Genomic DNA, 23,504 nt, shown 5'->3' on the forward strand with positions numbered 1-23,504 from the left:
ATGACTTCCGACCACGACGGCACCCGCTGCGTGCACGCCGGGCTGCCGGCCGCCGAGCCCGGGCAGCCCTTCCTGCCCGGTCCGGTCCTCGCCGCGCCGTACCATCTCGACCCGGCGGTGGGGCCGGCCGCGGCGCCGAACGGCTACGGCCGGCCGGACAACCCCACCCGGCGGCTGCTGGAGGCGGCGATCGGTGAGCTGGAGGGCGGCGACTGCCGCGTCTTCGCCAGCGGGCAGGCGGCGATCACCGGGGTGCTGCTGACCGTGTTGCGCCCCGGGGACTCGGTGCTGCTCCCGGCCGACGGCTACTACCCGCTGCGGGCCTTCGCCACGGACACTCTGGCCGGCATCGGGGTCCGGGTGCTCTTCGCGCCGACCGCCGGGCCGTACCCGGACCTCGAAGGCGTACGCCTGGTGCTCGTGGAGACCCCGGCCAACCCCGGCCTGGACGTCGTCGACGTGCGCGCGCTGGCGGACCGGGCCCGGGCGGCGGGCGCCCTGCTGGCGGTGGACAACACCACCGCCACCCCGCTCGGGCAGCGCCCGCTGGACCTCGGCGCCGACCTGGTGGTGGCCTCCGGCACCAAGGCCCTCACCGGCCACTCCGACCTGCTGCTCGGGTACGTCGCCACCCGCTCGGCGCGGTTGCTGGAGGCGGTCACGGGATGGCGGAACATCGCCGGTGCGATCCCGGGGGCCTTCGACGCCTGGCTCGCGCACCGCTCGCTGGCCACGCTCGACCTGCGCCTGGCCCGGCAGACCGCGAACGCCGAGGCGCTCGCCTCGCTGCTGCTCAGCCGTCCGGACGTGACCGGGGTGCGCTGGCCCGGGCTGCCCGGGGACCCGGCGTTCCCGGTGGCGTCGATCCAGATGCGACGGATGCCGGGCGTGCTCTCGTTCGACCTCGGCGACGCCGACCGGGTCGCCCGGTTCCTCGGCGCCGCCCGGCTGGTGGCGGCGGCCACGTCGTTCGGTGGCCTGCACACCAGCGCGGACCGGCGGGCCCAGTGGGGTGACGACACGGCGCCCGGCTTCGTCCGCTTCTCCTGCGGCATCGAGGACACCGTCGACCTGGTGGCCGACGTCACCGCCGCACTGGACGCCACCCGCCGGTGACGGTGGCGGGGGATCGAGCGGCCCTGGTGCGCCGGTTGCGCGCCGCCGGGTGCGTCTACGCCGAAGAGGAGGCGGGGCTGCTGCTGACCGCCGCCGACAGCCCGGAGGCGCTCGCCGACCTGGTCGACCGCCGGGTGGCCGGGCAGCCGCTGGAGCACCTGCTGGGCTGGGCCGAGTTCGGCGGGGTCCGGGTCGCCGTGGATCCCGGTGTGTTCGTGCCGCGGGCGCGCAGCCTGCTGCTGGTGACGGCGGCGGTCGCGGTGACCGGCCCGGAGCCGGCCGTGGTGGAGTTGTGCTGCGGCTCCGGCGCGTTGAGCGTGCTGCTCGCCGAGCGGCTCGCGCCCCGCTTCCACGCCGCGGTGGACGTCGACCCGGCCGCGGTGGTGTGCGCCCGGCGGAACCTGGCCCGGCGCGGCGTACCGGTCTTCGCCGGTGACCTGTTCGACCCGTTGCCCGAGGCGTGGCGCGGCCGGCTGGATCTCGTGGTGGCGAACGCGCCGTACGTGCCGACGGACGCGGTCGGCCTGATGCCGCCGGAGGCGCGGCTGCACGAGGCGCCTGTGGCGCTCGACGGTGGCCCGGACGGGCTGGCCGTGCTGCGCCGGGTCGCGGCGGGCGCAACGCGCTGGCTGGCGCCCGGCGGGCAGCTGGTCGTGGAGGCCGGCGAGAGCCAGGTGACGGCGCTGACGGCGGTGCTGTCCGACGCCGGACTGGCACCCACGGTGCTCCGCGACGAGACCCTCGACGCCGTCGTCCTGACCGCCCGCCATCCCACCTGACCCCGCCCCACCCCGGGGCGGAGGTGGGCGTGGCGGAGCGGCCGTACGGGAACTAGCCTCGCGTCATCGTCTCGAGGGTGGGAGGGCGCGGTGGGCAGCCTAGGGGTGCCGGTGGTCGTCGGCCTGGACAGCGGCGGCACCAGCAACAACGCCACCGTCCTGGCCGTGGACGGGCGGTTCCTGGTGGACGGCCTGATGGAGACGCCGAGCGAGGTGCAGGCGGGTCCGGAGGCGGCGATCGAGGCCCTCGCGCGCGCCTTCGACGGCGCGCTGGCGGCCACCGGCGTGCCGCGCGGCCTGGTCCGCGCCGTGGGGCTGGACACGCCCGGGCCGGCCAGCGCCGCCGGCGTGATCTCGTCGCGCGGCTCGACCAACTTCGCGCAGCCGGCCTGGCGGGGGTACGACGTGCGCGGAGCCCTGGAGCGGCGGCTCGGCCTGCCGGTGGTGTACCTCAACGACGGCAACGCCGCCGCGCTCTACGCGCACCACACGTACTTCGGCGGGCACGCGATGGGCCGCTCGTCGGTGTCCGCGATCGTCGGCACCGGTCTCGGTGGCGGGCTGGTCGAGGGCGGCCGGGTGATCGCCGGGGCGGCCGGGATGGCGGGGGAACTTGGGCACGTGCACCTGCCGCTCACCGGGCTGCTCGCCCCCGGCCAGCCGGAGCCGGTCTGCGCCTGCGGTTTCGTCGGGGACGCGGAGAGCGTCGCGTCCCTGACCGGCATCGCGCGCAACCTGCTGCCGTACTGGCTGACCCGCTTTCCGGGACACCCGCTGGCCGGGGAGCCGGCGGCGCGGGCGGCGAAGCTGGTCCGTGGGCTCGGCGAGCAGGGCGACCCGCTGGCCCGGGAGATCTTCACCCAACAGGCGATGGCGATCGGCCGGCTGTTCACCCTCGCCGCCAACTTCACCGACCCGCACGCGTACTTCGTCGGGGGCGGTGTGGTGGAGGCGGCATCGGCGTTCCGCGACTGGTTCCTCGCCACCGTCCGGGAGCACACGGTGCTGCGGGAGGAGCAGGCCGCCGTGGCGACGTTCGCCCTGGTGCCCGACCGGGACATGGCCGGTGCCCGCGGCGTGGCCATCGCGGCGCTGGAGGCGCTGCGGGCCGAGCCGGCGCCGGAACCGCTGGTGAACGGCTGAGGCGCGGGCTCGGCCCCGGCGGGTCGGGCGGCGGCGGGACCTGGATGCCGCCGCCCGACCGGTCCGTGGTCAGCCGCGGGGTGGCGCGGCGGCGAAGGCCGCCCAGGCGTCCGCCGCGAAGAGCAGCACCGGGCCGTCCGGGTCCTTCGAGTCCCGGACGCCCACCGTGCGGGGCAGCGTCGCGATCTCGACGCACGCCCCCTCGTCGCCGCTGTGGCTGCTCTTGCGCCATCCGGCCCGGGCCAGCTCCGTGCTGATCGTCGGGGTCATCGTCCTACCGTCCCTTCATGAGTTGCCGGAGCTGGTCGCGACTGGCGGCCGGACTGAGGGCCACGCTCCGCAGGTGCTCCATGATCTTGGTGCAGGTACGCAGGTCGGCCGGCCGGTCGAGGACCATCTGGCCGGCGACGGTCTCCACCGAGGCGATGAGCGGGTCTTCGGGGTCGGCGAACTCCAGGATGTGCAGGGAACCCCGGGTGCCCCGGTGGTAGCCGGCGGCCAGCGGGATCACCTGGACGGTGACGTTCGGCAGCTCGCCCATCTTCAGCAGGTGCTGGAGCTGCGCCTCCATCACCGTCCGGTCGCCCACCGGCCGTAGCAGCGCGCCCTCGTCGATGATGGCGTCGAAGATCGGCGGGTCGGCGGCGGTGAGGCGCTGCTGCCGGTCGAGCCGGAACTGCACCCGCTGCTCGACCTCGTCGTCCGGCAGGGTGTGCGGGCCGCCCCGCATCACGCCGCGGACGTAGTCGGCGGTCTGGAGCAGCCCGGGCACCACCGAGGGCTCGAAGTTGGCGATGCCGGTGGCCTCGGCCTCCAGCGCGATGAAGTCGATGGTGCGCCGGTCGAGCAGGTACGAGTAGGACACCCACCAGCCGGGCTTGCGCGCGTCCTTGGCGAGCTGCACGGCCGCCGCCACCTCGTCCGGAGCGACGCCGTAGAGGGTCAGCAGGGCCCGGACGGTCGCCGGGCTCACCAGCGTCTGCGCGTTCTCGTAGCGGGACAGCGTGCTGCGGGTGCTGTTGATCTCGTCCGCCGCGGCCTCCAGGGTGAGGCCGGCGGCCTCCCGGTGGGTGCGCAGCGCGATGCCGAGCCGGCGGGCGCGCGCGGTCTTCGGTGCCATGGATCGATCCTCGCACATCTCTGGGAAGCTGTACATGAGAGAACGCGGTTGAGAGTTGCATTCACGGGCGTCTTGATGCCAATCTGTCATCAAGTCCTCACCGGCGGTTGTCGTGGCGACGGCGGCGGTGAGTGACCGGAGGGGATGGGGCGCGCGGCGATCGGGTTTCTCCCCCGTACCCGATCGCCGCGTGCCACGCCCGGTGGCCCGCCACCCGAAGGGACTCGACGTGCGTACTGCCCAGCAGCCCCGAAACGAGCGCGCCAACGGCACGGCGCTGACCCGCTTCCTGGTGGTGCTCACGGACGTGCGTCCCGACGACGGTGGCCGCGACGAGCGCAGCAGCCCGGAGCGGCGGCGTCAGGTGGTGGGCGCGAGCAGCCGTGAGGCGGCCGACCGCATCGCGGGAGCGTTCATGGCGCTGGGCATGGTTCGGGCGGGCCGGCAGCGGGTCAAGGTGATCGCCATCGGCCGGCGGAACGCCCGCGGATAGCCGACGGCCCGGCGGGCTGCCGGAACCCGCCGGGCCGTCCCCACGCGCCGCTCAGAGCAGCTTGCGCTGCTTCAGGTACGCGACCAGGTCGTCGTAGACGCCGCCCTCGTTGGCGAACATCGCCACGTTGCGGGCGGTGGCCAGCCACGGCCGCGTCGACGGCCGGACCTCCTTCAGCGCCCGCTCCAGGTCGCGCTGCTCGATCATCCGTACCTCGCCGGTGCGCACCGAGTCGGCCATCGCGAACTCGGCGGCCGTCTCGCACAGGTGCGCCAGGTCCGCGCCGGAGAAGTCCTCCGTGGCGGCGACCACCCGGCGCAGGTCGATGCCGGCGATCGGGCGCTCCCGCAGGTGGTACTCCAGGATGGACCGGCGCGCCTCGGGGTCCGGCGGCAGCACCAGCACCACCCGGTCGAGGCGCCCGGGACGGCGCAGCGCCGGGTCCACGTCCCACGGCGTGTTGGTGGCCGCGAGCACGAAGACGCCCTCGTTGTTGCCCTCCATGCCGTCCAGTTCGGCCAGCAACTGGTTGCCGAGCGTCCGCATCGAACTCGAGCTGACCTGCGAGCGCTTGTGCCCGAGCGCGTCGACCTCGTCCAAAAAAAGCACGCAGGGCGCGTTGCGGCGGGCCGCCTGGAACAGCTCGTGCAGGTTGCGTTCCGAGTTGCCCAGCCACATGTCCAGCACGTCCACGATCGACAGCGAGATGAACCTGGCGCCCATCTCGCCGGCGACCGCGCGGGCCAGGAAGGTCTTGCCGCAGCCCGGCGGCCCGTAGAGCAGCAGGCCGCCGCGCAGGCTCTTGCCGTACATCTTCCGCAGCTGCGGATTGCGGAGCGGGCCGAGGAAGGCCAGCTCGAGCCGCTCCTTGACGGCCGCCATCCCGCCGACGTCGGCCAGCCGGATCCCCGCGACCTCGACGTCGTAGATCCGGTCGGCGTGCCCCTCCACCGGCTCGGGCTCGTCGCCGGCCGGCGCGAAGCGCGGCGGGACGACGTCCGCCAGCTCCTGTTCGTAGGCGGCGAGTGGATCGGCCGCCGCGCCGGCCGTACCGCCCGTGCGCTGCGCCGGCGGCCGCGGACCGGCCGTCCCGTCCGCGGGCGGTGCCGCGGTCGCTGCCGGCGGGGGTACGGAGCCCGTCAGCGCCCGCTGCATGAGCGCCTGCGCCTGGCCGTTGCCCGGGTCCCGGGCGAGCGCCTGGCCGACCTGCGCGATCGCCTCGCCGCTGCGGCCCGCGTCCAGCAGCAGCGCGGCGAGGTGCAGGCGGAGCGGCAGGTCGTCCGGGCGGGCGTCCAGGGCCGCCGAGAGCGAGTCGATGAGGGCGTCGGAGCTCATAGGACGAGCAGCGTAACGGCCGCGGCGGGCTGTGGTGGTCCCGGACGTCCGGTTACCCACCGTGTATGCCGCATCGACCGGTTGCTGACCGCCAGGGCTCTCCCCGGGTATCGGCCGCCGACTCTCGCCACGCACAGTAAGGTCAACCGGGTGAGCGGACCGGCGGACCCGACGAGCCGACGAAGAGGTGAGGGCCGATGACCACCCCAGGCAGGACCCGCGTGGCGATCGTCTTCGGCGGACGCAGCCCGGAGCACGGCATCTCCTGCGTCAGCGCCGGCAGCGTGCTGGCGGCGCTCGACCCGGACGAGTACGAGGTGGTCCCGGTGGGCATCACCCGCGCCGGCCAGTGGGTCCTGACCAGCGGCGATCCGGGTCAGCTCGCGATCAACTCGCGGCGCCTGCCGGAGATCACCGCCGAGTCCGGCGCCGACATCGTGCTGCGCGCCGACCCGACCGGCAACGGGCTCATGGTGCTCGACCCGGCCGAGGGGCCCCGGGCACTCGCCGACGTGGACGTGGTCTTCCCGGTCCTGCACGGCGCGTACGGCGAGGACGGCACCATCCAGGGGATGCTGGAGATGGCCGGTATCCCGTACGTCGGGGCGAACGTCTTCGCCTCCGCCGCCGCGATGGACAAGGAGTTCACCAAGAAGCTCTGCGCCGCCGAGGGCATCCCGGTCGGCCCGTACGCGGTCCTGCGCAGCGGCATGACGCTCAGCGAGGAGGACAAGGAGCGTCTCGGCCTGCCGGTCTTCGTCAAGCCCTCGCGGGCCGGCTCGTCCTTCGGAATCACCAAGGTCAGCGACTGGGCGGACCTGGACGACGCGGTCGCCGTCGCCCGGCAGATCGACCCCAAGGTGCTCGTCGAGGGCGCGGTGATCGGCCGGGAGATCGAGTGCGGCGTGCTCGAGGGCGAGGCCGGCGGTGCGCCGGAGGCGTCCGTGCTCGCCGAGGTCCGGGTCGTCGGCGACTACGACTTCTACGACTTCGAGGCGAAGTACATCGACGCCGAGTCCGCCTGCGAGTACGACATCCCGGCCGGCCTGCCCGAGCGGGTGGCCCGTCAGGTCCAGGAGTACGCGGTCCGCGCCTTCACCGCGCTCGACTGCGCCGGCCTGGCCCGGGTGGACTTCTTCGTCACCCCGGAGCTGGACGTCTACCTCAACGAGATCAACACGATGCCCGGCTTCACGCCGTCGTCGATGTTCCCCCGGATGTGGGCGGCCGCCGGCCTGGAGTACCCGAAGCTCGTCAACCGCCTCATCCGCACCGCGCTGCACCGCGGCGTCGGCCTGCACTGAGCCACCGGCGCTGTCGGAATCGAGGCCGCACTTTCAGGGAAGGTGCGCGACGGCGCCGGCGCGGGGTGGTGCCGGCGCCGGGTGGTGGCGTCCGGCTCAGCCCTGGCAGCCGCTCGGGGCGTCGCCGCCGGAGGGGACGGAGGCGACGATCGTGTCCGAGATCTCGGACACCCACTGCAGCGGCGGCTGGTAGTCGTTCGGGACCCGGACCGTCACGGCGGTCTCCCGGTCGACGGTGGTGAGCACCATCGCGTCGCCCGACTCGACGCCGTGCCAGCAGACCTGGTTGACCATCCAGAGATGGTCGGTGGCGCCCACGGTCGGCTCGGGGCCGCCGCAGGCGACCGTGACCGCCGGGTCGCCGTACGCGGCGTTCTGCTCGGCGCCGGCGGTGACCGGCCGCTGCGGGAGGTCCCGGATGGTCGACGGCAACTGGGAGAGCAGGGCGCGGCAGACGACGGCGGGGCGTTCGGCCAGGGCCGGGGCGGCCATCTCGACGGGCGCGGTGGCCTGCGCCCGGGGCGCGCTCGCCGACGGGCTCGGCTCGGTCGCCGGCTGGTCGGGGGCGAGGCGGGCGAACGCCAGCACGCCGACCAGCACGGTCACCGGCAGCGCGACCGCCGTCGCGATCAGGGCGGCACCCCGGCTGGTCCGGTCCCGGCCGGGCCGCTCCGGGCCCGCGGGCGCGGCGGTCTCGTCCGGGGTGGCGTCGGCCACGGAGGAGTCGGTCATCTTGTCCACTTACAGGCGCACCACCGAACAGGTGAGGGTGCGGGTGATGCCGGGCACCATCTGCACCTTGCTGACGATGAGTTTGCCGAGTTCGTCGACGGTGTTCGCCTCGGTGAGGACGACCACGTCGTAGGGCCCGGTGACGGCGTCGACGCGGGCCACGCCGGGGATTTCCGCGATCTCACCGGCCACGTCACGCGCGCGGCCGACCTCTGTCTGGATGAGGATGTACGCCTGAACCACGACTAGACCTCCGTCCGTCGCCGCTGCGTGAGCGGCCCGAAGGGAGAAAGTACCTTACGGACCAGGTCTGATCCCGATCGGTGGTCAAGGAGAAGCGGTGAGCGAGGACGGCAGCAGCGTCGTGGGGGTGGGGGAGTTCGGTCTGATCGACCGGGTGACCGCCCGGTTGTCGTACGGATCGACCGTTCTGCTCGGTCCCGGCGACGACGCGGCGGTCGTGGCCGCTCCGGACACCCGGGTCGTCGCCTCGACCGATGTGCTGGTGGAGGGGCGGCACTTCCGCCGGGACTGGTCGGGGGCGCGGGACATCGGCCACCGGGCGGCGGCGGCGAACCTCGCGGACATCGCGGCGATGGGGGCCCGGCCGACCGCCCTGCTGGTCGCCCTCTGCATGCCGCGGGACCTGCCGACCGGGTGGGCCGAGGAACTGGCGGACGGCCTGGGCGCGGAGGCGGCCGTGGTCGGCGCGAGCGTGGTGGGCGGGGACATGTCGGCGAGCCCCACGCTGACCATCGCGGTGACCGCGCTCGGCGATCTCGAAGGCCGGCCGCCGGTGACCCGGGCCGGGGCCGGCCCCGGGGACGTCGTGGCCATCGCCGGCCGGACCGGGTACGCGGCGGCCGGGCTCACCGTGCTGTCCCGGGGCTTCCGGACGCCGCGACTGCTGGTCGAGGCGTACCGGCGGCCGGAGGTGCCCTACGCGGCCGGACCGGTGGCGGCCGGGGCAGGGGCGACGGCCATGATCGACGTGTCGGACGGGCTGCTCGCCGACCTCGGCCACGTGGCCCGGGCCAGCGGCGTCGCCGTGGACGTGCGCCGGGACGCGTTCGAGGTGCCCCGGCAGATGGCGGACGCCGCCCAGGCGCTCGGCGTCGATCCGTACACCTGGTTGCTGGCCGGGGGCGAGGACCACGCCCTCGCGGCGACCTTCCCGCGGGCGGCGGCGCTGCCGGCGGGCTGGCGGCCGATCGGCGAGGTCACGGCCGGTTCCGGGGTGACCGTCGACGGCCGGCCGTGGGAGGGCGTCGCCGGCTGGGACCACTTCCGGTGAGGGCTCGGCACGGTCGTACCCTGCACTGGTGCAGAACCTGGAGATCCATGCCGTCCGCTTCGACTCGCCGGCGGCGCAGCGGCTGATCCGCGCCGCGCTGGCCGACCTGGGCGAGCGGTACGGCGGCAGCGGCGACGACACCCCGGTGGACGCGGGCGAGTTCCAGCCGCCCGCCGGGACGTTCCTGATCGCCCTGCTCGACGGCGAGCCGGTGGGGTGCGGCGGGTGGCGCAGCCACGGCGACGGCGGCGACACGGCGGAGCTGAAGCGGATGTACGTCGCCCCGCAGGTACGGGGGCGGGGGGTGGCCCGGGCGGTCCTGGCGGCGGTGGAGCACTCGGCGCGCGAGCAGGGCCGCAAGCGGATCGTGCTGGAGTGCGGCGACCGGCAGCCCGAAGCGATCGCCCTGTACGGCTCGTCCGGCTACGAGCGCATCCCGAACTTCGGCTTCTACAAGGACGCCCCCGGCTGCATCTCCTTCGGCCGCACCCTCTAGCCGCCCCTGGGCCTCGCGATCTTGCACGTCGCGCCCCGACGAAGCTCCTCAGACCGCAGATCGAGGGCCGAACGTGCAAGATCGCGGAATGGGTGAGCGGGTCCGGGCATGGCGAAGCCGGCGGACCCCCGCGGGGCCCGCCGGCTTCAGAACGAACGCGCTACCGCGTCAGGCGCGGGTGACCTTGCCGGCCTTGATGCAGGACGTGCACACCTTCAGCTTCTTGGTGTTGCCGCCACCGGCCGGGGTCCGCACCGACTGGATGTTCGGGTTCCAGCGGCGGTTGGTCCGCCGGTGCGAGTGGGACACGTTGTGGCCGAAGCCCGGCCCCTTGCCACAGACGTCGCACACGCTAGCCACGGGATACTCCTGGGATTGAAACGTTCATGAGGTCGCCGCCAGGCGCTGCCCGGGCAACCTGGTCAGGTTACCCGATCCACCGGCCCGACGACCAATCGCCCCCGGCACGGCCGGACACGCCGGGCGGTCGCCGCCGACCCCGGCACGTGTCGGTGCGCGCCAGTAGGCTACTCGCCGTGCTGGACACCCTCGACGCCACCGCGGTCCGCCGCTGGTGCGTGGTCGGGCTGGCCGCACTGAAGCGCCACCAGGGCGAGATCGACGAGCTGAACGTCTACCCGGTGCCCGACGGCGACACCGGCACCAACCTCGTGCTCACCCTCACCTCGGCGCAGGCGGCGCTCGCGATGGACCTGGAGACGCTGCCCGACGACGGGCCCACCCCGCACGGGCACGCGTTGCGGCTGATGGCCCGGGGCGCGCTGCTCGGCGCCCGGGGCAACTCCGGCGTGATCCTGTCGCAGATCCTGCGCGGTCTCGCCGACGCGGTGGCCGCCCGCCCCGCGGTGCGGGGTCGGGACCTGGCCGCCGGGCTGCGCGAGGCCGCCGCCGCCGCGTACGCCGCCGTCGCCGCCCCGGTCGAGGGGACCCTGCTCAGCGTCGTCGCGGCCGCGGCCGGCGCGGCCGAGGGCGCCGACAGCGACGACCTGCGCACCGTGGCCCGGGCGGCGGCGGACGAGGCGGTCCGAGCGCTGAGCCGCACCCCCGAGCAGCTGCCGGCGCTGGCCCGGGCGGGCGTGGTCGACGCCGGCGGGCGGGGGCTCTGCCTGCTGCTCGACGCCCTGGTGGAGGTGGTCACCGGCGAGCGGGCGGAGCACGCCGCGCCCGTGCTCCGCCCGGTCCGTCCGCCGGCCACCACCGTCCGGGAGACCGGCTCCGAGGCGTACGCGTACGAGGTGCAGTACCTGCTCGACGCCGAGCCGGCGGCGGTGGCCCGGCTGCGGGAGGAGCTGGCCGCCCTGGGCGACTCGCTGGTGGTGGTCGGTGACGGCGCGGCCTCGGGCGGCACCTGGAACGTCCACGTCCACGTCAACGACGTCGGCGCGGCGATCGAGGCGGGCGTGGTCGCCGGCCGCCCGCACCGGATCACCGTGACCCGCTTCGCCGACCAGACCGCGCCCTCGGCGGCCCCGCGTGACGCGCTGCCCCGCGTCCCCGACGGCCGGGCCGCCGTGGTGGTGGCGACCGGTGCCGGGATCGCCGAGCTGTTCGCCGCCGAGGGGGCGACGGTGGTGCCGGGCAACCCGTCCACCGGCGAGCTGCTGGACGCGATCCGCGGGACCGGCGCGGCTCGCGTCGTGGTGCTGCCCAACGACCCGAACACGCAGGCCGTGGCGAGCAACGCCGCCAAGGAGGCGCACGCCCTCGGCATCCGGGTCAGCGTCGTACCGACCCGGTCGCCGGTCCAGGCCCTCGCCGCCCTCGCGGTCCGCGACCCGGGCCGCCGCTTCGAGGACGACGTGATCGCGATGGCCGAGGCCGCCGGCGCGTGCCGGTACGCGGAGGTCTGCCACGCCAGCCGGGAGGCGCTCACCGTCGCCGGGCCGTGCCGGGCGGGGGACGTCCTCGCCCTGGTGGACGGCGAGGTGCACCTCATCGGGTCGGAGCTGCTCGACACCTGCACCGCGGTGGTCGACCGGATGCTCGGCGGCGGCGGCGAGCTGGTCACCCTGCTCGCCGGGGCGGACGCGCCCCCCGGCCTGACCGAGGCGGTCCGCGAGCACGTGACCCGGGCCTGGCCGTTCGTCGAGGTGAACGCGTACCCGGGCGGCCAGCCGCACTACCCGCTCCTGGTGGGGGTCGAATGACAGCCGAGCAGGCCACGGTCGACACTCCGCTGAAGAAGCTGGTGGGGGAGAAGACGGCGAAGGCCCTCGCCGCCCACCTCGACCTGCACACCGCGGGCGACCTGCTCTACCACGTCCCGCGCCGGTACGACGAGCGCGGCGAGCACACCGACATCCGCTCACTCGACGTCGGCGAGCAGGTCACGGTGCTGGCCCAGGTGCAGCGCACCGCCGTCCGCCCGATGCGGCAGCGCCGGGGCAACCTGCTGGAGGTGACCGTCGGGGACGGCTCCGGCGGCACCCTGACCCTGACGTTCTTCGGCAACCAGGCGTGGCGCGAGCGGGACCTGCGCCCCGGCCGGTGGGGGCTGTTCGCCGGCAAGGTCACCGAGTTCCGGGGCAAGCGGCAACTCAACGGCCCGGAGTACGTGCTGCTCGGCTCCGGCGGCGAGGGCGAGGCGGCGGCCAGCGAGGAGGTCGAGGAGTTCGCCGGGGCGCTGATCCCGGTCTACCCGGCCGCCGCGGCGGTGCCGACGTGGGTGATCGCCCGCTGCGTACGCGTCGTGCTGGACACGGTCGCCCCGCCGGACGACCCGCTGCCGGCGACCGTACGGGCCAGCCGCAACCTGGTCGGCCTCGGCACCGCGCTGCGGGAGATCCACCGCCCGTCCAGCAAGGAGGCGCTCTACCGGGCCCGGCGCCGGCTCAAGTGGGACGAGGCGTTCGCGGTGCAGCTCACCCTGGTGCAGCGCAAGCACCAGGCCGCTGCCCGACCGGCCCGGCCCCGGCCCGCCGTGGCCGGCGGGCTGCTCGACGCGTTCGACGCCCGCCTGCCGTACGAGCTGACCCCCGGCCAGCGGGACGTCGGCACCGAGATCGCCGCGGACCTGGGCACCGCCCACCCGATGCACCGGCTGCTGCAGGGCGAGGTCGGCAGCGGCAAGACGGTGGTCGCGCTGCGCGCGATGCTCCAGGTGGTCGACGCCGGTGGGCAGGCGGCCCTGCTCGCCCCGACCGAGGTGCTCGCCGCGCAGCACCACCGCGGCATCCTCGACCTGCTCGGGCCGCTCGGACGGGCCGGCGAGCTGGACGCCGCCGAGCACGCCACCCGGGTCGAGCTGGTCACCGGGTCGCTGGGCGCGGCCGCCCGGCGGCGGGCCCTCGCCGAGGTGACCGAGGGGCGGGCCGGCATCGTGCTCGGCACCCACGCGCTGCTCTACGAGGGCGTCGACTTCGCCGACCTCGGCCTGGTGGTGGTCGACGAACAGCACCGGTTCGGCGTCGAGCAGCGGGACGCGCTGCGGGCCAAGGCCGAGCAGCCGCCGCACGTACTGGTCATGACGGCCACGCCGATCCCGCGCACGGTGGCCATGACCGTCTACGGCGACCTGGAGGTGTCCACCCTCTCCCAGCTTCCGCGCGGCCGCTCGCCGATCGCCTCGCACGTGGTGCCGGCCGCCGAGAAGCGGGCCTTCCTCGAGCGGGCCTGGCAGCGGCTGCGCGAGGAGGTTGCCGCCGGCCACCAGGCGTACGTGGTGTGCCCGCGGATCGGGGACGGCGCGCAGGCGGACGAGGAGGCCGAGCCGCGTGCGGACGACACCGGGCGGCGGCCGCCCCTGGCGGTGACCGAGGTGGCGCCGCTGCTCGCCGAGGGCCCCCTGCACGGGCTGCGGATCGGCGTGCTGCACGGCCGGCTGCCCGCCGACGAGAAGGACGCGGTGATGCGCTCCTTCGCCGCCGGTGACCTCGACGTGCTGGTGGCCACCACGGTGGTCGAGGTCGGCGTGGACGTGCCGAACGCGACCGTGATGATCGTGCTCGATGCCGACCGGTTCGGCGTCTCCCAGCTGCACCAGCTGCGCGGCCGGGTCGGCCGGGGGGCCGCGCCCGGGCTCTGCCTGCTGGTCACCGAGGCCACCGAGGGCACCCCGGCCCGGGAGCGCCTGGACGCGGTGGCGTCCACGACGGACGGCTTCAAGCTGGCCGAACTCGACCTGGAGCAGCGCCGCGAGGGCGACGTGCTCGGGGCGACGCAGTCCGGCCGCCGCTCGCACCTGCGGCTGCTGTCACTGCTGCGCGACGCGGACCTGATCCGTGACGCGCGCGCCGAGGCGATCGAGCTGGTCGAGGAGGATCCGGAGCTGGCCCGGCACCCGGCGCTGGCCGCCTCGGTGGCCGCCCTGGTCGACGCCGACCGCGCCGAATACCTGGAGAAGGGCTGAGAAGGATCCCGCTCCTGCGGTAGCGGAAGGGTCCCTTCTCGACGTCGCGCCCGACGCCCGCCGTCGGCCGCCGGTCGTTCGCCGCCGGGAACGGCGGGAGGCGCGCCGGCCGGTGGGCCGGCGCGCCTCCGCGCGTCAGGTGCTCTCCGCTCAGGCGGTGAACCGGAGCTTCCGGCGGCGGGCCAGCACGAACAGGCCGGCGCCGGCGGCCAGCAGGACGGCCGCGCCGCCCGCGACCAGGGTGGTGTTCGCGCCGGTGACGGGCAGGCCGCCACCCTCGCCACCGCAGTCCTTCGGCTCGGTGTACTCGATGGTCTCGCTGCCCTCGACGACGTCGTACGAGACGGTGACCTTCAGGCCCGGGTACGCGTCGAAGGTGACCGAAGCCGTCTCACCCGGCTTCGACTCCAGCTTCTTGGTGACGCCCTTCTCGGTGACCAGCGTCGCGGTGAAGGGGATGCCCTTGGCCGGGTTCTCCACCGTGAAGATCATCTCGTCGCAGGTCTCCTCGAGCCGGAACACCGGCTCCTCCGGCTCCGGCGTGGGGGTCGCCGTCGGCTCGGTCGGGGTGGGGGAGGGCTGCTCGGGGCTCGGCGTGGGCTCCGGGGTCTCGGTCGGCGTCGGGGTGGGCGTGGGGGTCTCCTCGCCCTTGCAGTCGCCAGCGGGCTTGGCCGTGACGCTGCGCTCCTCGGTGATGTTGCGGTTGCCCCGCTTCCACTTCGCCTCGACGGTGAGCTTCAGCTCCGGCAGCGCGCCCTCGAACGTGTGGGTCTGGGTCGCGGTCAGCGGACCGTCGCCCTTCTTCGGCAGGGTGGCGTCGAGAGCGAGGGTGCCGGCGAAGTCGGCCGGGATGGTCGACTCGAGCTTGCTGATGGTGCCCTCGAGATCCCGCTCGCTGTTGCCGACGGTCCAGGTGACCTCGACCTGGTTGTCGGCTCGCAGGCAGAAGGTGCCGGCGGGCTCCGGGTGGTGGGCGCTGGCCGGAGCGGCGAAGATCGCGACGCCGGTGAGGCCGAGCAGCGCTCCGGCGGCGACGGCGGTGACGCGCCGGAACTTGGGGTGGAGACGGTTCACGTCTGCTCCTGGTGACGGGTCGGACGAACTGCCGGGCGGGCGGGAGACAGCGGCGGCCGAGGGTGGCCGCCGGCTCATCGACGCTCGCCCGGACGCGGGGTGTGCGTCCGTTGGGGCGGACGCAGGGGGTGACTGTACTGACCGGTCATGAACCGCGGGCGTCCGGATGAGGATGACTCCATGATGTTGTCTATTTGTGATCATTGATGGACGCGTGGTGATCGACCGATGACCGTCGGGTGTGGATCGCCGTTCGCGCCGTTCGGTCGGCCGAGTTGTCGTCGTCCGGCCGGACGAGGCGTCCGGACTGCCGGTCCGGGCGGTGCCGGGCCGGGCCGCGTGACGTAGCGTCATCACCATGACCGGGAGCAGGCGGTGACGCGGATCGTGGCCGGCACGCTGGGCGGGCGACGGATCGCCGCCCCGGCGGGTGCCGGCACCCGCCCGACGTCCGACCGGGTCCGGGAGGCGCTGTTCAGCGCGATCCAGGCGGAGGTCGACCTCCACGGCGCACGCTTCGCCGACCTGTACGCCGGATCCGGGGCGGTGGGGCTGGAGGCGCTGTCGCGGGGCGCGTCGCACGTACTGCTGGTCGAGTCCGACCCGCGCGCCGCCCGCGTGATCCGGGAGAACGTCGCCGCGCTGCGGGCCGGCCCGGCCGTCCGGCTGGTCACCGGGAAGGTCGCCACCGTGCTCGCGGCCGGCCCGGACGGCGACCCCTACGACGTGGTCTTCGCCGATCCGCCGTACGCGGTGTCCGACGACGAGGTGTCGGCGATGCTCGGCGCGCTGGTCGGCACCGGCTGGCTGGCGCCGGAGGCGCTGGTGGTGGTGGAGCGCTCCAGCCGGACCGGGCCGGTGGCCTGGGTGCAGGGCGTCACTGGCGAGCGTAGTCGTCGCTACGGCGAGACCACCCTTTGGTACGGTCGCCGATCATGAGACGTGCGGTGTGTCCCGGCTCGTTCGACCCGGTCACCAACGGTCACCTCGACATCGTCGGCCGGGCCAGCCGGCTGTTCGACGAGGTGATCGTCGGCGTGCTGATCAACCAGTCGAAGACCGGCCTGTTCACCGTCGAGGAACGCATCGACATGCTCCGCGAGGTGACCAAGTCGTACGACAACGTACGGGTGGAGTCCTTCCGCGGTCTGCTGGTGGACTTCTGCCGCGCCCAGCAGGCGAGCGTCCTGATCAAGGGCCTGCGGGCGGTCAGCGACTTCGACTACGAGTTGCAGATGGCCCAGATGAACATCGGCCTGGCCGGCGTCGAGACCCTCTTCATGCCGACCAATCCGCTCTACTCGTTCCTCTCCTCAAGCCTCGTCAAGGACGTGGCGAAGTGGGGCGGCGACATCTCCGCCCACGTCCCCGACGTGGTCCGCGAGGCCCTGGCCGCCCGCCTGGATCCCCCCACCCGCTCCTGACCCCCACGCCCACACCCCTGTCTCCGCACGTCCCGCACGCGCCGCGCCCACGGCCCACGCGCCCGCGATCCCGCAGTTTCGCCCTGTTTCGCCCTGATCTGCGCGCTTTGTCGGGGCCGAAGGTGCGGAGGGGAAGCGGATGCGACGCGCCGGGGTGGGGTCATGGTGTGGACGTGGACGGCGCACCGCATCATGTGTGGGAGCGCCGAATCCGGGTTCAGCCCGCATCATTGAGGTCGGCCGACGAACGACAGGAGTGAGGTACCGGTGGACCCGCTCGATCGCATCGACGAACTGATCGCCATGGTGGAGCAGGCCCGCTCCGTCCCGATGTCGCGCAACAACTGCATGGTCGACCGGGGCGAGATGATCGCCGCCCTCGACGAGCTGCGCGCCGAGCTGCCCGCCGACCTGCGCCGGGCCGCCGCGCTGCTCGAGGAGCGCGACAAGATCATGGAGGCCGGCAAGCGGGAGGCGGACCGGATCATCAGCGAGGGTGAGGCGGAGCACGCCCGGCTCGTGTCGGTGAACGAGATCACCGTCTCCGCCGAGCACGAGGGCGCCCGGATCATCGCCGAGGCGCGGGCCGAGGCGCAGCGGCTGCGCGAGGAGGTCGACGACTACGTCGACACCGCGCTCGCCAACTTCGAGCAGTTCCTCACCCGTGCCCTCGCCTCGATCGAGCGCGGCCGGGACAAGATGCACGCGCTGCGGGAGATCGGCACGTTCGCTGGGGACGAGGCGGAACGCCCGCTACCCTTCTGAGGTCGGGGCGGGGCCGCCCCCGATTCGACGCTGCGGCGATCGCCCAGGTAACCTCGTTTGTCGGCCTCTCACCGGCCGGAGTCTGACTATGCCCAAACACACGCCTTCACCACTCGACCCCAGGTCGCCGCTGGTCCTCGACACGAGAGACCTGCCGCGTCGGCCTGGCGCGTTGCGTACGGTCAAGCGGGTCGTACCGGCACCGGCGGACCTCGGCGTGGAGTTGATCGGCGTGCCGGAGGGCGCGGACCTCGACCTCGACCTGAGGTTGGAGTCGGTGTCGGAGGGTGTGCTCGTCTCCGGGACCGTCACCGGTCGCGTCAAGGGCGAGTGCAGCCGCTGCCTGCGCGAGATCGACGACTCGGTGGCCGTGCGGATCCAGGAGCTGTACGCGTACGAGAACAGCACCACGGACACCACGACCGACGAGGACGAGGTGGGCCGGATGCAGGGCGATCTGATCGACCTGGAGCCGGCACTGCGGGACGCGGTGGTGCTCACACTGCCGACCAACCCGCTCTGCCGGGAGGACTGCCCAGGCCTGTGCCCCGACTGCGGGGTGCACTGGGACGAACTGCCGGCCGACCACAGTCACCAGCAGGTCGACCCGCGTTGGGCGGCCCTGTCGCAACTGACCCGTAAAGAGGAGTAAGAACCGTGGCCGTCCCCAAGCGCAAGATGTCGCGCAGCAACACCCGGGCCCGTCGGGCGCAGTGGAAGACCTCGGCGGTCGCGACCGTGGCCTGCCCGCAGTGCAAGTCCGCGAAGCTGCCCCACGCCGCCTGCTCCGTCTGCGGCACCTACAAGGGCCGTCAGGTTCTCGACGTCTGACCTGGTCGCCGAGTGACGCCCCCGACCTTCGGTCGGGCGGCGCGCGCGCCCTGGCGTTCGCCCGGTGCCCCGGCTCCCTCCGACGCCGGCCGGCCTGTCCCGGCCGGCGTTCCGGCGGAGCCGGGTACCGCGCGGATCGCCGTCGACCTCCTCGGCGGGGACGAGTCTCCCGCCGTCGTGGTTGACGGCGCTCTGCGGGCCGTCCGCGCCGACCCCGACCTGCACCTGCTCCTCGTCGGTCCGGCCGAGGCCGCCGGCGCGCTGGTCGCCGCCCTCGACCCGACCCAACGCGCCCGGGTCGCCGTCCGGCCGGTCGACACCGCCGTCGGGATGGGCGACGATCCCGTCGCGGCCCGTGCCGACAGCACCGTCCGCGCCGCCGTGCACGCCGTCCGCGAGGGCGCCGCCGACGCGCTCGTCTCCGCCGGCTCGACCGGCGCCACCGTCACCGCCGTCGCGCTCGGTCTCGGCCGCTGGCCGGACGTCCGGCACCCGGCCCTGGTCGCGACCCTCCCGGCCGTCCAGGGCCCGGTCGTCCTGCTGGACGTCGGCGGCTCGCTGGAGCCCCGCCCGGCCATCCTCGCCCGGCACGCGGTCCTCGGCGCCGCGTACGCCGCCGTCACGCACGCCGTCGGGTCGCCGCGCGTCGGGCTGCTCTCCGTCGGCACCGAGCCCGGCAAGGGCGACCGCGCCCGCCGCCTGGCCGATCCCGCGCTCGCCGCCGCGCCGCTGCCGTGCGGCGGTCGCTACATCGGCCTCGTCGAGGGGTACGACGTCTCCCTCGGCGCGCGTGCGGATGTGGTGGTGACCGACGGGTTCACCGGTAACGTGCTGCTCAAGGCGATCGAGGGCGCGTACGCGATGGCCGGCGGCCCGCCGGCCGGCGGCGGTGCCCCCCGGGCCGCCGCACTGCTCGGCGTCGCCGGCACGGTGGTCGTGTGCCACGGCGCCGCCCGCGGTGACGACGTCGCCTCCGGCATCGCGCTGGCCGCCCACCTGTGGCGGCGCCGGGCCGCCGACCGGGTCCGCGCGCTGCTCGCGGGCATCGACGCGGGGGATCCCACGGACCGCACCGACCGCATCACCGACACCGAGGTACGCACATCATGAGCAACGACAACCGCCGGCGCCCGCCCGTCGGCCACCTGGAGGCGGCGTTCGGCGTGACGCTGGAGCCGGAGCTGCTGGAGCGTGCGCTGACCCACCGCTCGTACGCCTACGAGAACGGCGGCCTGCCCACCAACGAGCGGCTGGAGTTCCTCGGCGACTCGGTGCTCGGCGTCGTGATCACCACCGCGCTGTTCCACAACCACCCGGACCTGCCCGAGGGTCAACTGGCCAAGCTGCGGGCCAGCGTGGTCAACATGCGGGCCCTCGCCGACGTGGCCCGGGGGCTCGGCCCGGAGGGGCTCGGCCCGTACCTGCTCCTGGGCAAGGGGGAGGAGACCACCGGCGGCCGGGACAAGGCGAGCATCCTCGCCGACACGCTGGAGGCACTCCTCGGCGCGATCTACCTCCAGTACGGGCTGGACACCGCGGCGATCGTCATCCACCGCCTGTTCGACCCGCTGATGGCCGAGTCGGCCCGGCGCGGGGCGGCGCTGGACTGGAAGACCAGCCTTCAGGAGCTGACCGCGGCGCAGGGCCTGGGTGTCCCGGAGTACCGCATCGAGGGCACCGGCCCGGACCACCTGAAGACCTTCACCGCCTGGGTGGTGGTCGCCGGCAACCGCTACGGCGGCGCCGAGGGGCGGAGCAAGAAGGAGGCCGAGCAGCGGGCCGCCGAGTCGGCCTGGCGGACGCTGACCGCCCACGCGGAGAGCGAGCAGGGTGGCGTCGACGGGGCGGGCGACCCGGTCGAGGCGGGGATCGCCGGCGAGGCCAATCGTGCCTGAGCTGCCGGAGGTCGAGACCGTCCGGCAGGGGCTGGCCCAGTGGGTCATCGGCCGGCGGATCGCCGGCGTGCAGGTCCTGCACCCCCGGGCGGTACGCCGGCACACCGCCGGCGGCGCCCACTTCGCCGACGTGCTCGCCGGCACCACGATCCTGGACGTGCGGCGACGCGGCAAGTACCTGTGGCTCCCGCTGGACAGCGGCGACGCGGTGATCGGGCACCTCGGCATGTCGGGGCAGTTGCTCCTGCAGCCCGCCGGGGCGCCGGACGAGACGCACCTGCGGGTCCGGTTCCGGTTCGCCGACGACGGCCCCGAGCTGCGCTTCGTGGACCAGCGGACGTTCGGCGGGCTGTCGGTCAGCGAGGGCGGCGCGGACCTGCCGGCGGAGATCTCGCACATCGCCCGGGACCCGATGGACCCGGAGTTCGCCGACCCGGACTTCGTCGCCGCGCTGCGCCGCCGCCGCACCGAGATCAAGCGCGCCCTGCTGGACCAGACGCTGCTGTCCGGTGTGGGCAACATCTACGCCGACGAGGCGCTCTGGCGGGCGCGGCTGCACGGCGCCCGGCCGACCGACGCGCTGACCCGCCCCGCCGCGCTGCGCCTGCTCGGGCACGTCCGGGACGTCCTCGGCGAGGCGATCAAGGAGGGCGGGACGAGCTTCGACGCCCTGTACGTCAACGTCAACGGCGAGAGCGGCTACTTCGACCGCGCGCTGAACGTGTACGGGCGTGCGGGTCAGCCGTGCCGGCGGTGCGGCACGCCGATCCGCCGCGAGGCGTTCATGAACCGGTCGTCGTTCAGTTGCCCACGCTGCCAGCCGCGGCCTCGGGGATCCCTCCGGGTCCGACCCTGAGCGCTCTCCGGGTTGCGCCGGTGTGCCGCCCCCGGCTGGTCCGGGATGGACCCGGACCTGAGCGGCCGGCGCACCGGAACCAGGTCCGCTGCCGGTAGGTGACCGGTTCCGGGACGGACCGGGGCCGTTCCCGGATGTCCCCGCCTCGTCACGTCCCTAGCGTCGACTCCGTTGACAGGGGTTGACATGACAGGGGGACCCGGAATGGGGACAGGACCGGTGAGCACGGGGGCGAGACCGGTGACGGTACGGCTGGCGCGCTGGAGTGCCGAACACCCGTGGCGCGCGATCGCGCTGTGGGTGGTGTTCGTGGCGGTGTGTTTCGTCGGGGGGAGCGCGGCCGGACTCACCGAGGCCGACCAGTCCGACCAGGCGGTCGGCGAGTCGGGGCGGGCGTCGGCCATCGTGGAGTCGGGGAGCTTCGACGAACCGGCGACGGAGAACGTCCTGATCACGCCGCGCGGCGGGGTGCTGGACATGACGGCGGCGAAGGTCGCGGCCGACGACGCGGCGGGCCGGCTGCGGGACGTGGCGGGGGTCGCGGCGGTCGGTGAGCCGGTGCCGGCCCGGGACGGCTCGGCGCTGCTGCTGCCGATCACCATGTCCGGTGACCCGGAGACCGCGGCCGACCGGGTGCAGCCGCTGCGCGACGTCACCGTCGACGTGCAGGGCGCGCACCCGGGGTTGCGGATCGAGCAGGTCGGCGGGCCGTCGATCAACCAGGCGCTCGACGACACGCTCGGCGCGGACTTCAAACGGGCCGAGTTGCTGAGCCTCCCGGTCACCCTGGGTATCCTGGTCATCGCGTTCGGGGCGCTGATCGCCGCCGGCGTGCCGGTGCTGCTGGCCCTGTCGTCGGTGGCCGCCGCGATGGGGCTGTCCACGCTCGCCTCGCACCTGGTGCCGGCCACCGACGTGACGGCCAGTGTGATCCTGCTGATCGGCATGGCGGTCGGCGTGGACTACTCGCTGTTCTACGTCCGGCGGGAGCGGGAGGAACGGGCCAAGGGCAGATCCGGCCTGGACGCCGTGGAGATCGCCGCGGAGACCTCGGGGCACGCCGTCGTGGTGTCCGGCTTCGCCGTGATCATCTCGATGGCCGGCCTGCTGCTGGTCAACGACGCGGTCTTCTCGTCGCTGGCGGTCGGCTCGATCCTGGTGGTCGCGGTCGCCGTGATCGGCTCGCTGACCGTCCTCCCGGCGCTGCTGGCCAAGCTGGGCCGCTGGGTGGACCGGCCCCGGGTGCCGCTGCTGTGGCGGCTGACCGCGCCGCGTACCGGGCGGCACGGCGTGCCCGCGAAGCCGCGGTTCTGGCCGGCGGTGCTGACGCCGGCCCTGCGGGCGCCGGTGGCGACCCTGGTGGTGTCGGTCGGGCTGCTGCTCGCCCTCGCGGCGCCGGCGCTGGGCATGAAGCTGCAGTTCCCCGGGATGGAGGACCTGCCCCGCACGACGCCGGCGATGCAGGCGTACGACCGGCTCACCGCCGCCTTCCCGAGCAACGGCACCAGTCACACGGTCGCGGTCCGGGCCCCGGCGGGTGACGCCGACCGGGTCCGGGCCGCCCTGACCGACCTGGCCGCCCGGGCGTCGGCCGAGCCGCTCTTCGCGCCGACCGAGGCGGACGGCCCGAAGATCCGGGTGTCGGCCGACGGTCGGGTGTCGGTGCTGCAGGTCGCGACCCCGTACGCCAACCGCGACGGCCGGTCGACGCAGTCGCTGGAGCGGCTGCGCGCGGACCTGGCCCCGGCCGCGCTCGGCGGACTCGCCGGCGTCGAGTACGCGGTGGGCGGCGACGTCGCCGCCAGCGCGGACTACGAACGGCACATCCGGCAGAAGCTGCCGCTCGTCATCGGCTTCGTGCTGGCGCTCACCTTCCTGGTGATGGCGTGGACGTTCCGCTCGGTGGTGATCGCGCTCAGCTCGATCCTGCTCAACCTGCTCTCCGCCGGTGCGGCGTACGGGCTGCTGGTGGTGGTCTTCCAGGGCACCTGGGCCGAGGACCTGCTCGGCTTCACGTCGATGGGCGCGATCGTCACCTGGCTGCCGCTGTTCCTCTTCGTGGTGCTCTTCGGGCTGTCGATGGACTACCACGTCTTCGTGATCAGCCGGATCCGGGAGGGCATCCGGGCCGGCCTGCCCAACCGGGAGGCCGTGGCGCACGGCATCACGTCCTCGGCCGGCGTGGTGAGCAGCGCGGCGATCGTGATGGTCGGAGTCTTCTCGATCTTCGCCACGCTCAGCACGATCGACTTCAAGCAGCTCGGCATCGGTCTCGCGGCGGCGATCCTGCTGGACGCCACGATCATCCGCGCGGTGGTGCTGCCGTCGTTGATGACCATGCTCGGGGACCGGAACTGGTGGGCGCCGCGCTTCCTGCGGGCCCGGTCCGCGCCGGCGTCGACCGACCCGCCGGCGCCCGCGCCGGAGCTGGTCGGCGTGAGCTGACCGCATCTCCCTCCCGTGGGCCGGGTCGCCGCG

The 23,504-nt window shown here is 74.3% G+C and carries 25 protein-coding genes; 18 read left to right on the forward strand and 7 right to left on the reverse strand.

The window, feature by feature from the left end; all coding sequences use genetic code 11:
* From EV376_RS11700 to EV376_RS11710, 3 genes are all read left to right on the forward strand, one after another.
* On the forward strand, positions 1 to 1,116 hold the full coding sequence (locus EV376_RS11700; protein WP_130328620.1) for a cystathionine gamma-lyase: 1,116 nt from the start codon (positions 1 to 3) through the stop codon (positions 1,114 to 1,116).
* A 26-nt stretch (positions 1,117 to 1,142) separates the two neighbouring features.
* On the forward strand, positions 1,143 to 1,895 hold the full coding sequence (locus tag EV376_RS11705) for a putative protein N(5)-glutamine methyltransferase (RefSeq protein ID WP_486482599.1): 753 nt from the start codon (positions 1,143 to 1,145) through the stop codon (positions 1,893 to 1,895).
* 90 nt (positions 1,896 to 1,985) lie between these two features.
* Entirely contained in the window at positions 1,986 to 3,038 is a 1,053-nt protein-coding gene (locus tag EV376_RS11710) for an ROK family protein (RefSeq protein WP_130322583.1), read from the forward strand.
* A 69-nt stretch (positions 3,039 to 3,107) separates the two neighbouring features.
* Here EV376_RS11710 and EV376_RS11715 read toward each other — a convergent pair whose 3' ends face one another.
* Positions 3,108 to 3,308, reverse strand: a complete 201-nt coding sequence (locus EV376_RS11715) for a DUF397 domain-containing protein (protein WP_130322585.1) — start codon at positions 3,306 to 3,308, stop codon at positions 3,108 to 3,110.
* A 4-nt stretch (positions 3,309 to 3,312) separates the two neighbouring features.
* The gene (locus EV376_RS11720) at positions 3,313 to 4,158 is read right to left on the reverse strand and encodes a Scr1 family TA system antitoxin-like transcriptional regulator (RefSeq protein WP_130322587.1); all 846 of its coding nucleotides are present in this window, start codon (positions 4,156 to 4,158) and stop codon (positions 3,313 to 3,315) included.
* Between the two features lie 229 nt (positions 4,159 to 4,387).
* Between EV376_RS11720 and EV376_RS11725 the strand changes: the two genes are divergently transcribed.
* A complete protein-coding gene (locus EV376_RS11725; protein ID WP_130322589.1) occupies positions 4,388 to 4,651 on the forward strand; it encodes a hypothetical protein in 264 nt (87 codons plus the stop codon).
* A gap of 51 nt (positions 4,652 to 4,702) precedes the next feature.
* Here EV376_RS11725 and EV376_RS11730 read toward each other — a convergent pair whose 3' ends face one another.
* Positions 4,703 to 5,986, reverse strand: a complete 1,284-nt coding sequence (locus EV376_RS11730; protein ID WP_130322591.1) for an ATP-binding protein — start codon at positions 5,984 to 5,986, stop codon at positions 4,703 to 4,705.
* Positions 5,987 to 6,183: 197 nt separating this feature from the next.
* Between EV376_RS11730 and EV376_RS11735 the strand changes: the two genes are divergently transcribed.
* A complete protein-coding gene (locus tag EV376_RS11735; RefSeq protein WP_130322593.1) occupies positions 6,184 to 7,290 on the forward strand; it encodes a D-alanine--D-alanine ligase family protein in 1,107 nt (368 codons plus the stop codon).
* A gap of 96 nt (positions 7,291 to 7,386) precedes the next feature.
* Here the strand turns inward: EV376_RS11735 and EV376_RS11740 are convergent, their stop codons facing one another.
* Positions 7,387 to 8,022, reverse strand: coding sequence for a DUF3515 family protein (locus EV376_RS11740; protein WP_130322595.1), 636 nt, complete (start codon positions 8,020 to 8,022; stop codon positions 7,387 to 7,389).
* Positions 8,023 to 8,031: 9 nt separating this feature from the next.
* Positions 8,032 to 8,265 (reverse strand): Lrp/AsnC ligand binding domain-containing protein, encoded by a 234-nt coding sequence (locus tag EV376_RS11745; protein WP_130322597.1) that lies wholly within the window; start codon positions 8,263 to 8,265, stop codon positions 8,032 to 8,034.
* A 97-nt stretch (positions 8,266 to 8,362) separates the two neighbouring features.
* On the opposite strand from EV376_RS11745, the gene EV376_RS11750 reads away from it, so the two are divergent.
* Positions 8,363 to 9,316: a thiamine-phosphate kinase gene (locus tag EV376_RS11750; RefSeq protein WP_130322599.1), complete on the forward strand. Its 954-nt coding sequence runs from the start codon at positions 8,363 to 8,365 to the stop codon at positions 9,314 to 9,316.
* A 28-nt stretch (positions 9,317 to 9,344) separates the two neighbouring features.
* Positions 9,345 to 9,812 (forward strand): GNAT family N-acetyltransferase, encoded by a 468-nt coding sequence (locus EV376_RS11755; RefSeq protein WP_130322601.1) that lies wholly within the window; start codon positions 9,345 to 9,347, stop codon positions 9,810 to 9,812.
* Positions 9,813 to 9,980: 168 nt separating this feature from the next.
* Here EV376_RS11755 and rpmB read toward each other — a convergent pair whose 3' ends face one another.
* Positions 9,981 to 10,172 (reverse strand): 50S ribosomal protein L28, encoded by a 192-nt coding sequence (rpmB, locus tag EV376_RS11760; RefSeq protein WP_011905179.1) that lies wholly within the window; start codon positions 10,170 to 10,172, stop codon positions 9,981 to 9,983.
* A gap of 176 nt (positions 10,173 to 10,348) precedes the next feature.
* Between rpmB and EV376_RS11765 the strand changes: the two genes are divergently transcribed.
* Both EV376_RS11765 and recG read left to right on the forward strand, forming a co-directional pair.
* The gene (locus tag EV376_RS11765; protein WP_130322603.1) at positions 10,349 to 11,980 is read left to right on the forward strand and encodes a DAK2 domain-containing protein; all 1,632 of its coding nucleotides are present in this window, start codon (positions 10,349 to 10,351) and stop codon (positions 11,978 to 11,980) included.
* A complete protein-coding gene (recG, locus tag EV376_RS11770; RefSeq protein ID WP_130322605.1) occupies positions 11,977 to 14,181 on the forward strand; it encodes an ATP-dependent DNA helicase RecG in 2,205 nt (734 codons plus the stop codon). Before EV376_RS11765 ends, recG begins: the two co-directional genes overlap by 4 nt.
* Positions 14,182 to 14,331: 150 nt before the next feature.
* On the opposite strand, the gene EV376_RS11775 is transcribed toward recG, so the two are convergent.
* Positions 14,332 to 15,255, reverse strand: coding sequence for an LPXTG cell wall anchor domain-containing protein (locus tag EV376_RS11775; protein WP_130322607.1), 924 nt, complete (start codon positions 15,253 to 15,255; stop codon positions 14,332 to 14,334).
* A gap of 375 nt (positions 15,256 to 15,630) precedes the next feature.
* Here EV376_RS11775 and rsmD point away from each other — a divergent pair, with 375 nt between their 5' ends.
* From rsmD to EV376_RS11820, 9 genes are all read left to right on the forward strand, one after another.
* Positions 15,631 to 16,194: a 16S rRNA (guanine(966)-N(2))-methyltransferase RsmD gene (gene rsmD / locus EV376_RS11780; protein ID WP_130322609.1), complete on the forward strand. Its 564-nt coding sequence runs from the start codon at positions 15,631 to 15,633 to the stop codon at positions 16,192 to 16,194.
* Positions 16,191 to 16,679, forward strand: coding sequence for a pantetheine-phosphate adenylyltransferase (coaD, locus tag EV376_RS11785; protein ID WP_130322611.1), 489 nt, complete (start codon positions 16,191 to 16,193; stop codon positions 16,677 to 16,679). Before rsmD ends, coaD begins: the two co-directional genes overlap by 4 nt.
* A gap of 267 nt (positions 16,680 to 16,946) precedes the next feature.
* Entirely contained in the window at positions 16,947 to 17,444 is a 498-nt protein-coding gene (locus EV376_RS11790) for an SPFH domain-containing protein (protein WP_130322613.1), read from the forward strand.
* Between the two features lie 88 nt (positions 17,445 to 17,532).
* Complete coding sequence (locus EV376_RS11795) at positions 17,533 to 18,096, forward strand: YceD family protein (protein WP_130322615.1); 564 nt, start codon at positions 17,533 to 17,535, stop codon at positions 18,094 to 18,096.
* 5 nt (positions 18,097 to 18,101) lie between these two features.
* On the forward strand, positions 18,102 to 18,275 hold the full coding sequence (rpmF, locus tag EV376_RS11800; RefSeq protein ID WP_130322617.1) for a 50S ribosomal protein L32: 174 nt from the start codon (positions 18,102 to 18,104) through the stop codon (positions 18,273 to 18,275).
* A 135-nt stretch (positions 18,276 to 18,410) separates the two neighbouring features.
* Positions 18,411 to 19,385, forward strand: a complete 975-nt coding sequence (locus EV376_RS11805; RefSeq protein ID WP_486482888.1) for a phosphate acyltransferase PlsX — start codon at positions 18,411 to 18,413, stop codon at positions 19,383 to 19,385.
* Positions 19,382 to 20,170, forward strand: a complete 789-nt coding sequence (gene rnc / locus EV376_RS11810) for a ribonuclease III (protein WP_207228132.1) — start codon at positions 19,382 to 19,384, stop codon at positions 20,168 to 20,170. Before EV376_RS11805 ends, rnc begins: the two co-directional genes overlap by 4 nt.
* Positions 20,163 to 21,026 carry a bifunctional DNA-formamidopyrimidine glycosylase/DNA-(apurinic or apyrimidinic site) lyase gene (mutM, locus tag EV376_RS11815; RefSeq protein ID WP_130322621.1) on the forward strand — a complete coding sequence of 288 codons (864 nt, stop codon included), beginning with the start codon at positions 20,163 to 20,165 and terminating at the stop codon, positions 21,024 to 21,026. The genes rnc and mutM overlap by 8 nt, the downstream gene beginning before the upstream one ends.
* 204 nt (positions 21,027 to 21,230) lie before the next feature.
* Complete coding sequence (locus tag EV376_RS11820) at positions 21,231 to 23,471, forward strand: MMPL family transporter (protein WP_130322623.1); 2,241 nt, start codon at positions 21,231 to 21,233, stop codon at positions 23,469 to 23,471.
* The last annotated feature ends 33 nt before the right edge of the window (positions 23,472 to 23,504 follow it).

It is taken from the genome of Micromonospora sp. CNZ295, assembly GCF_004217535.1.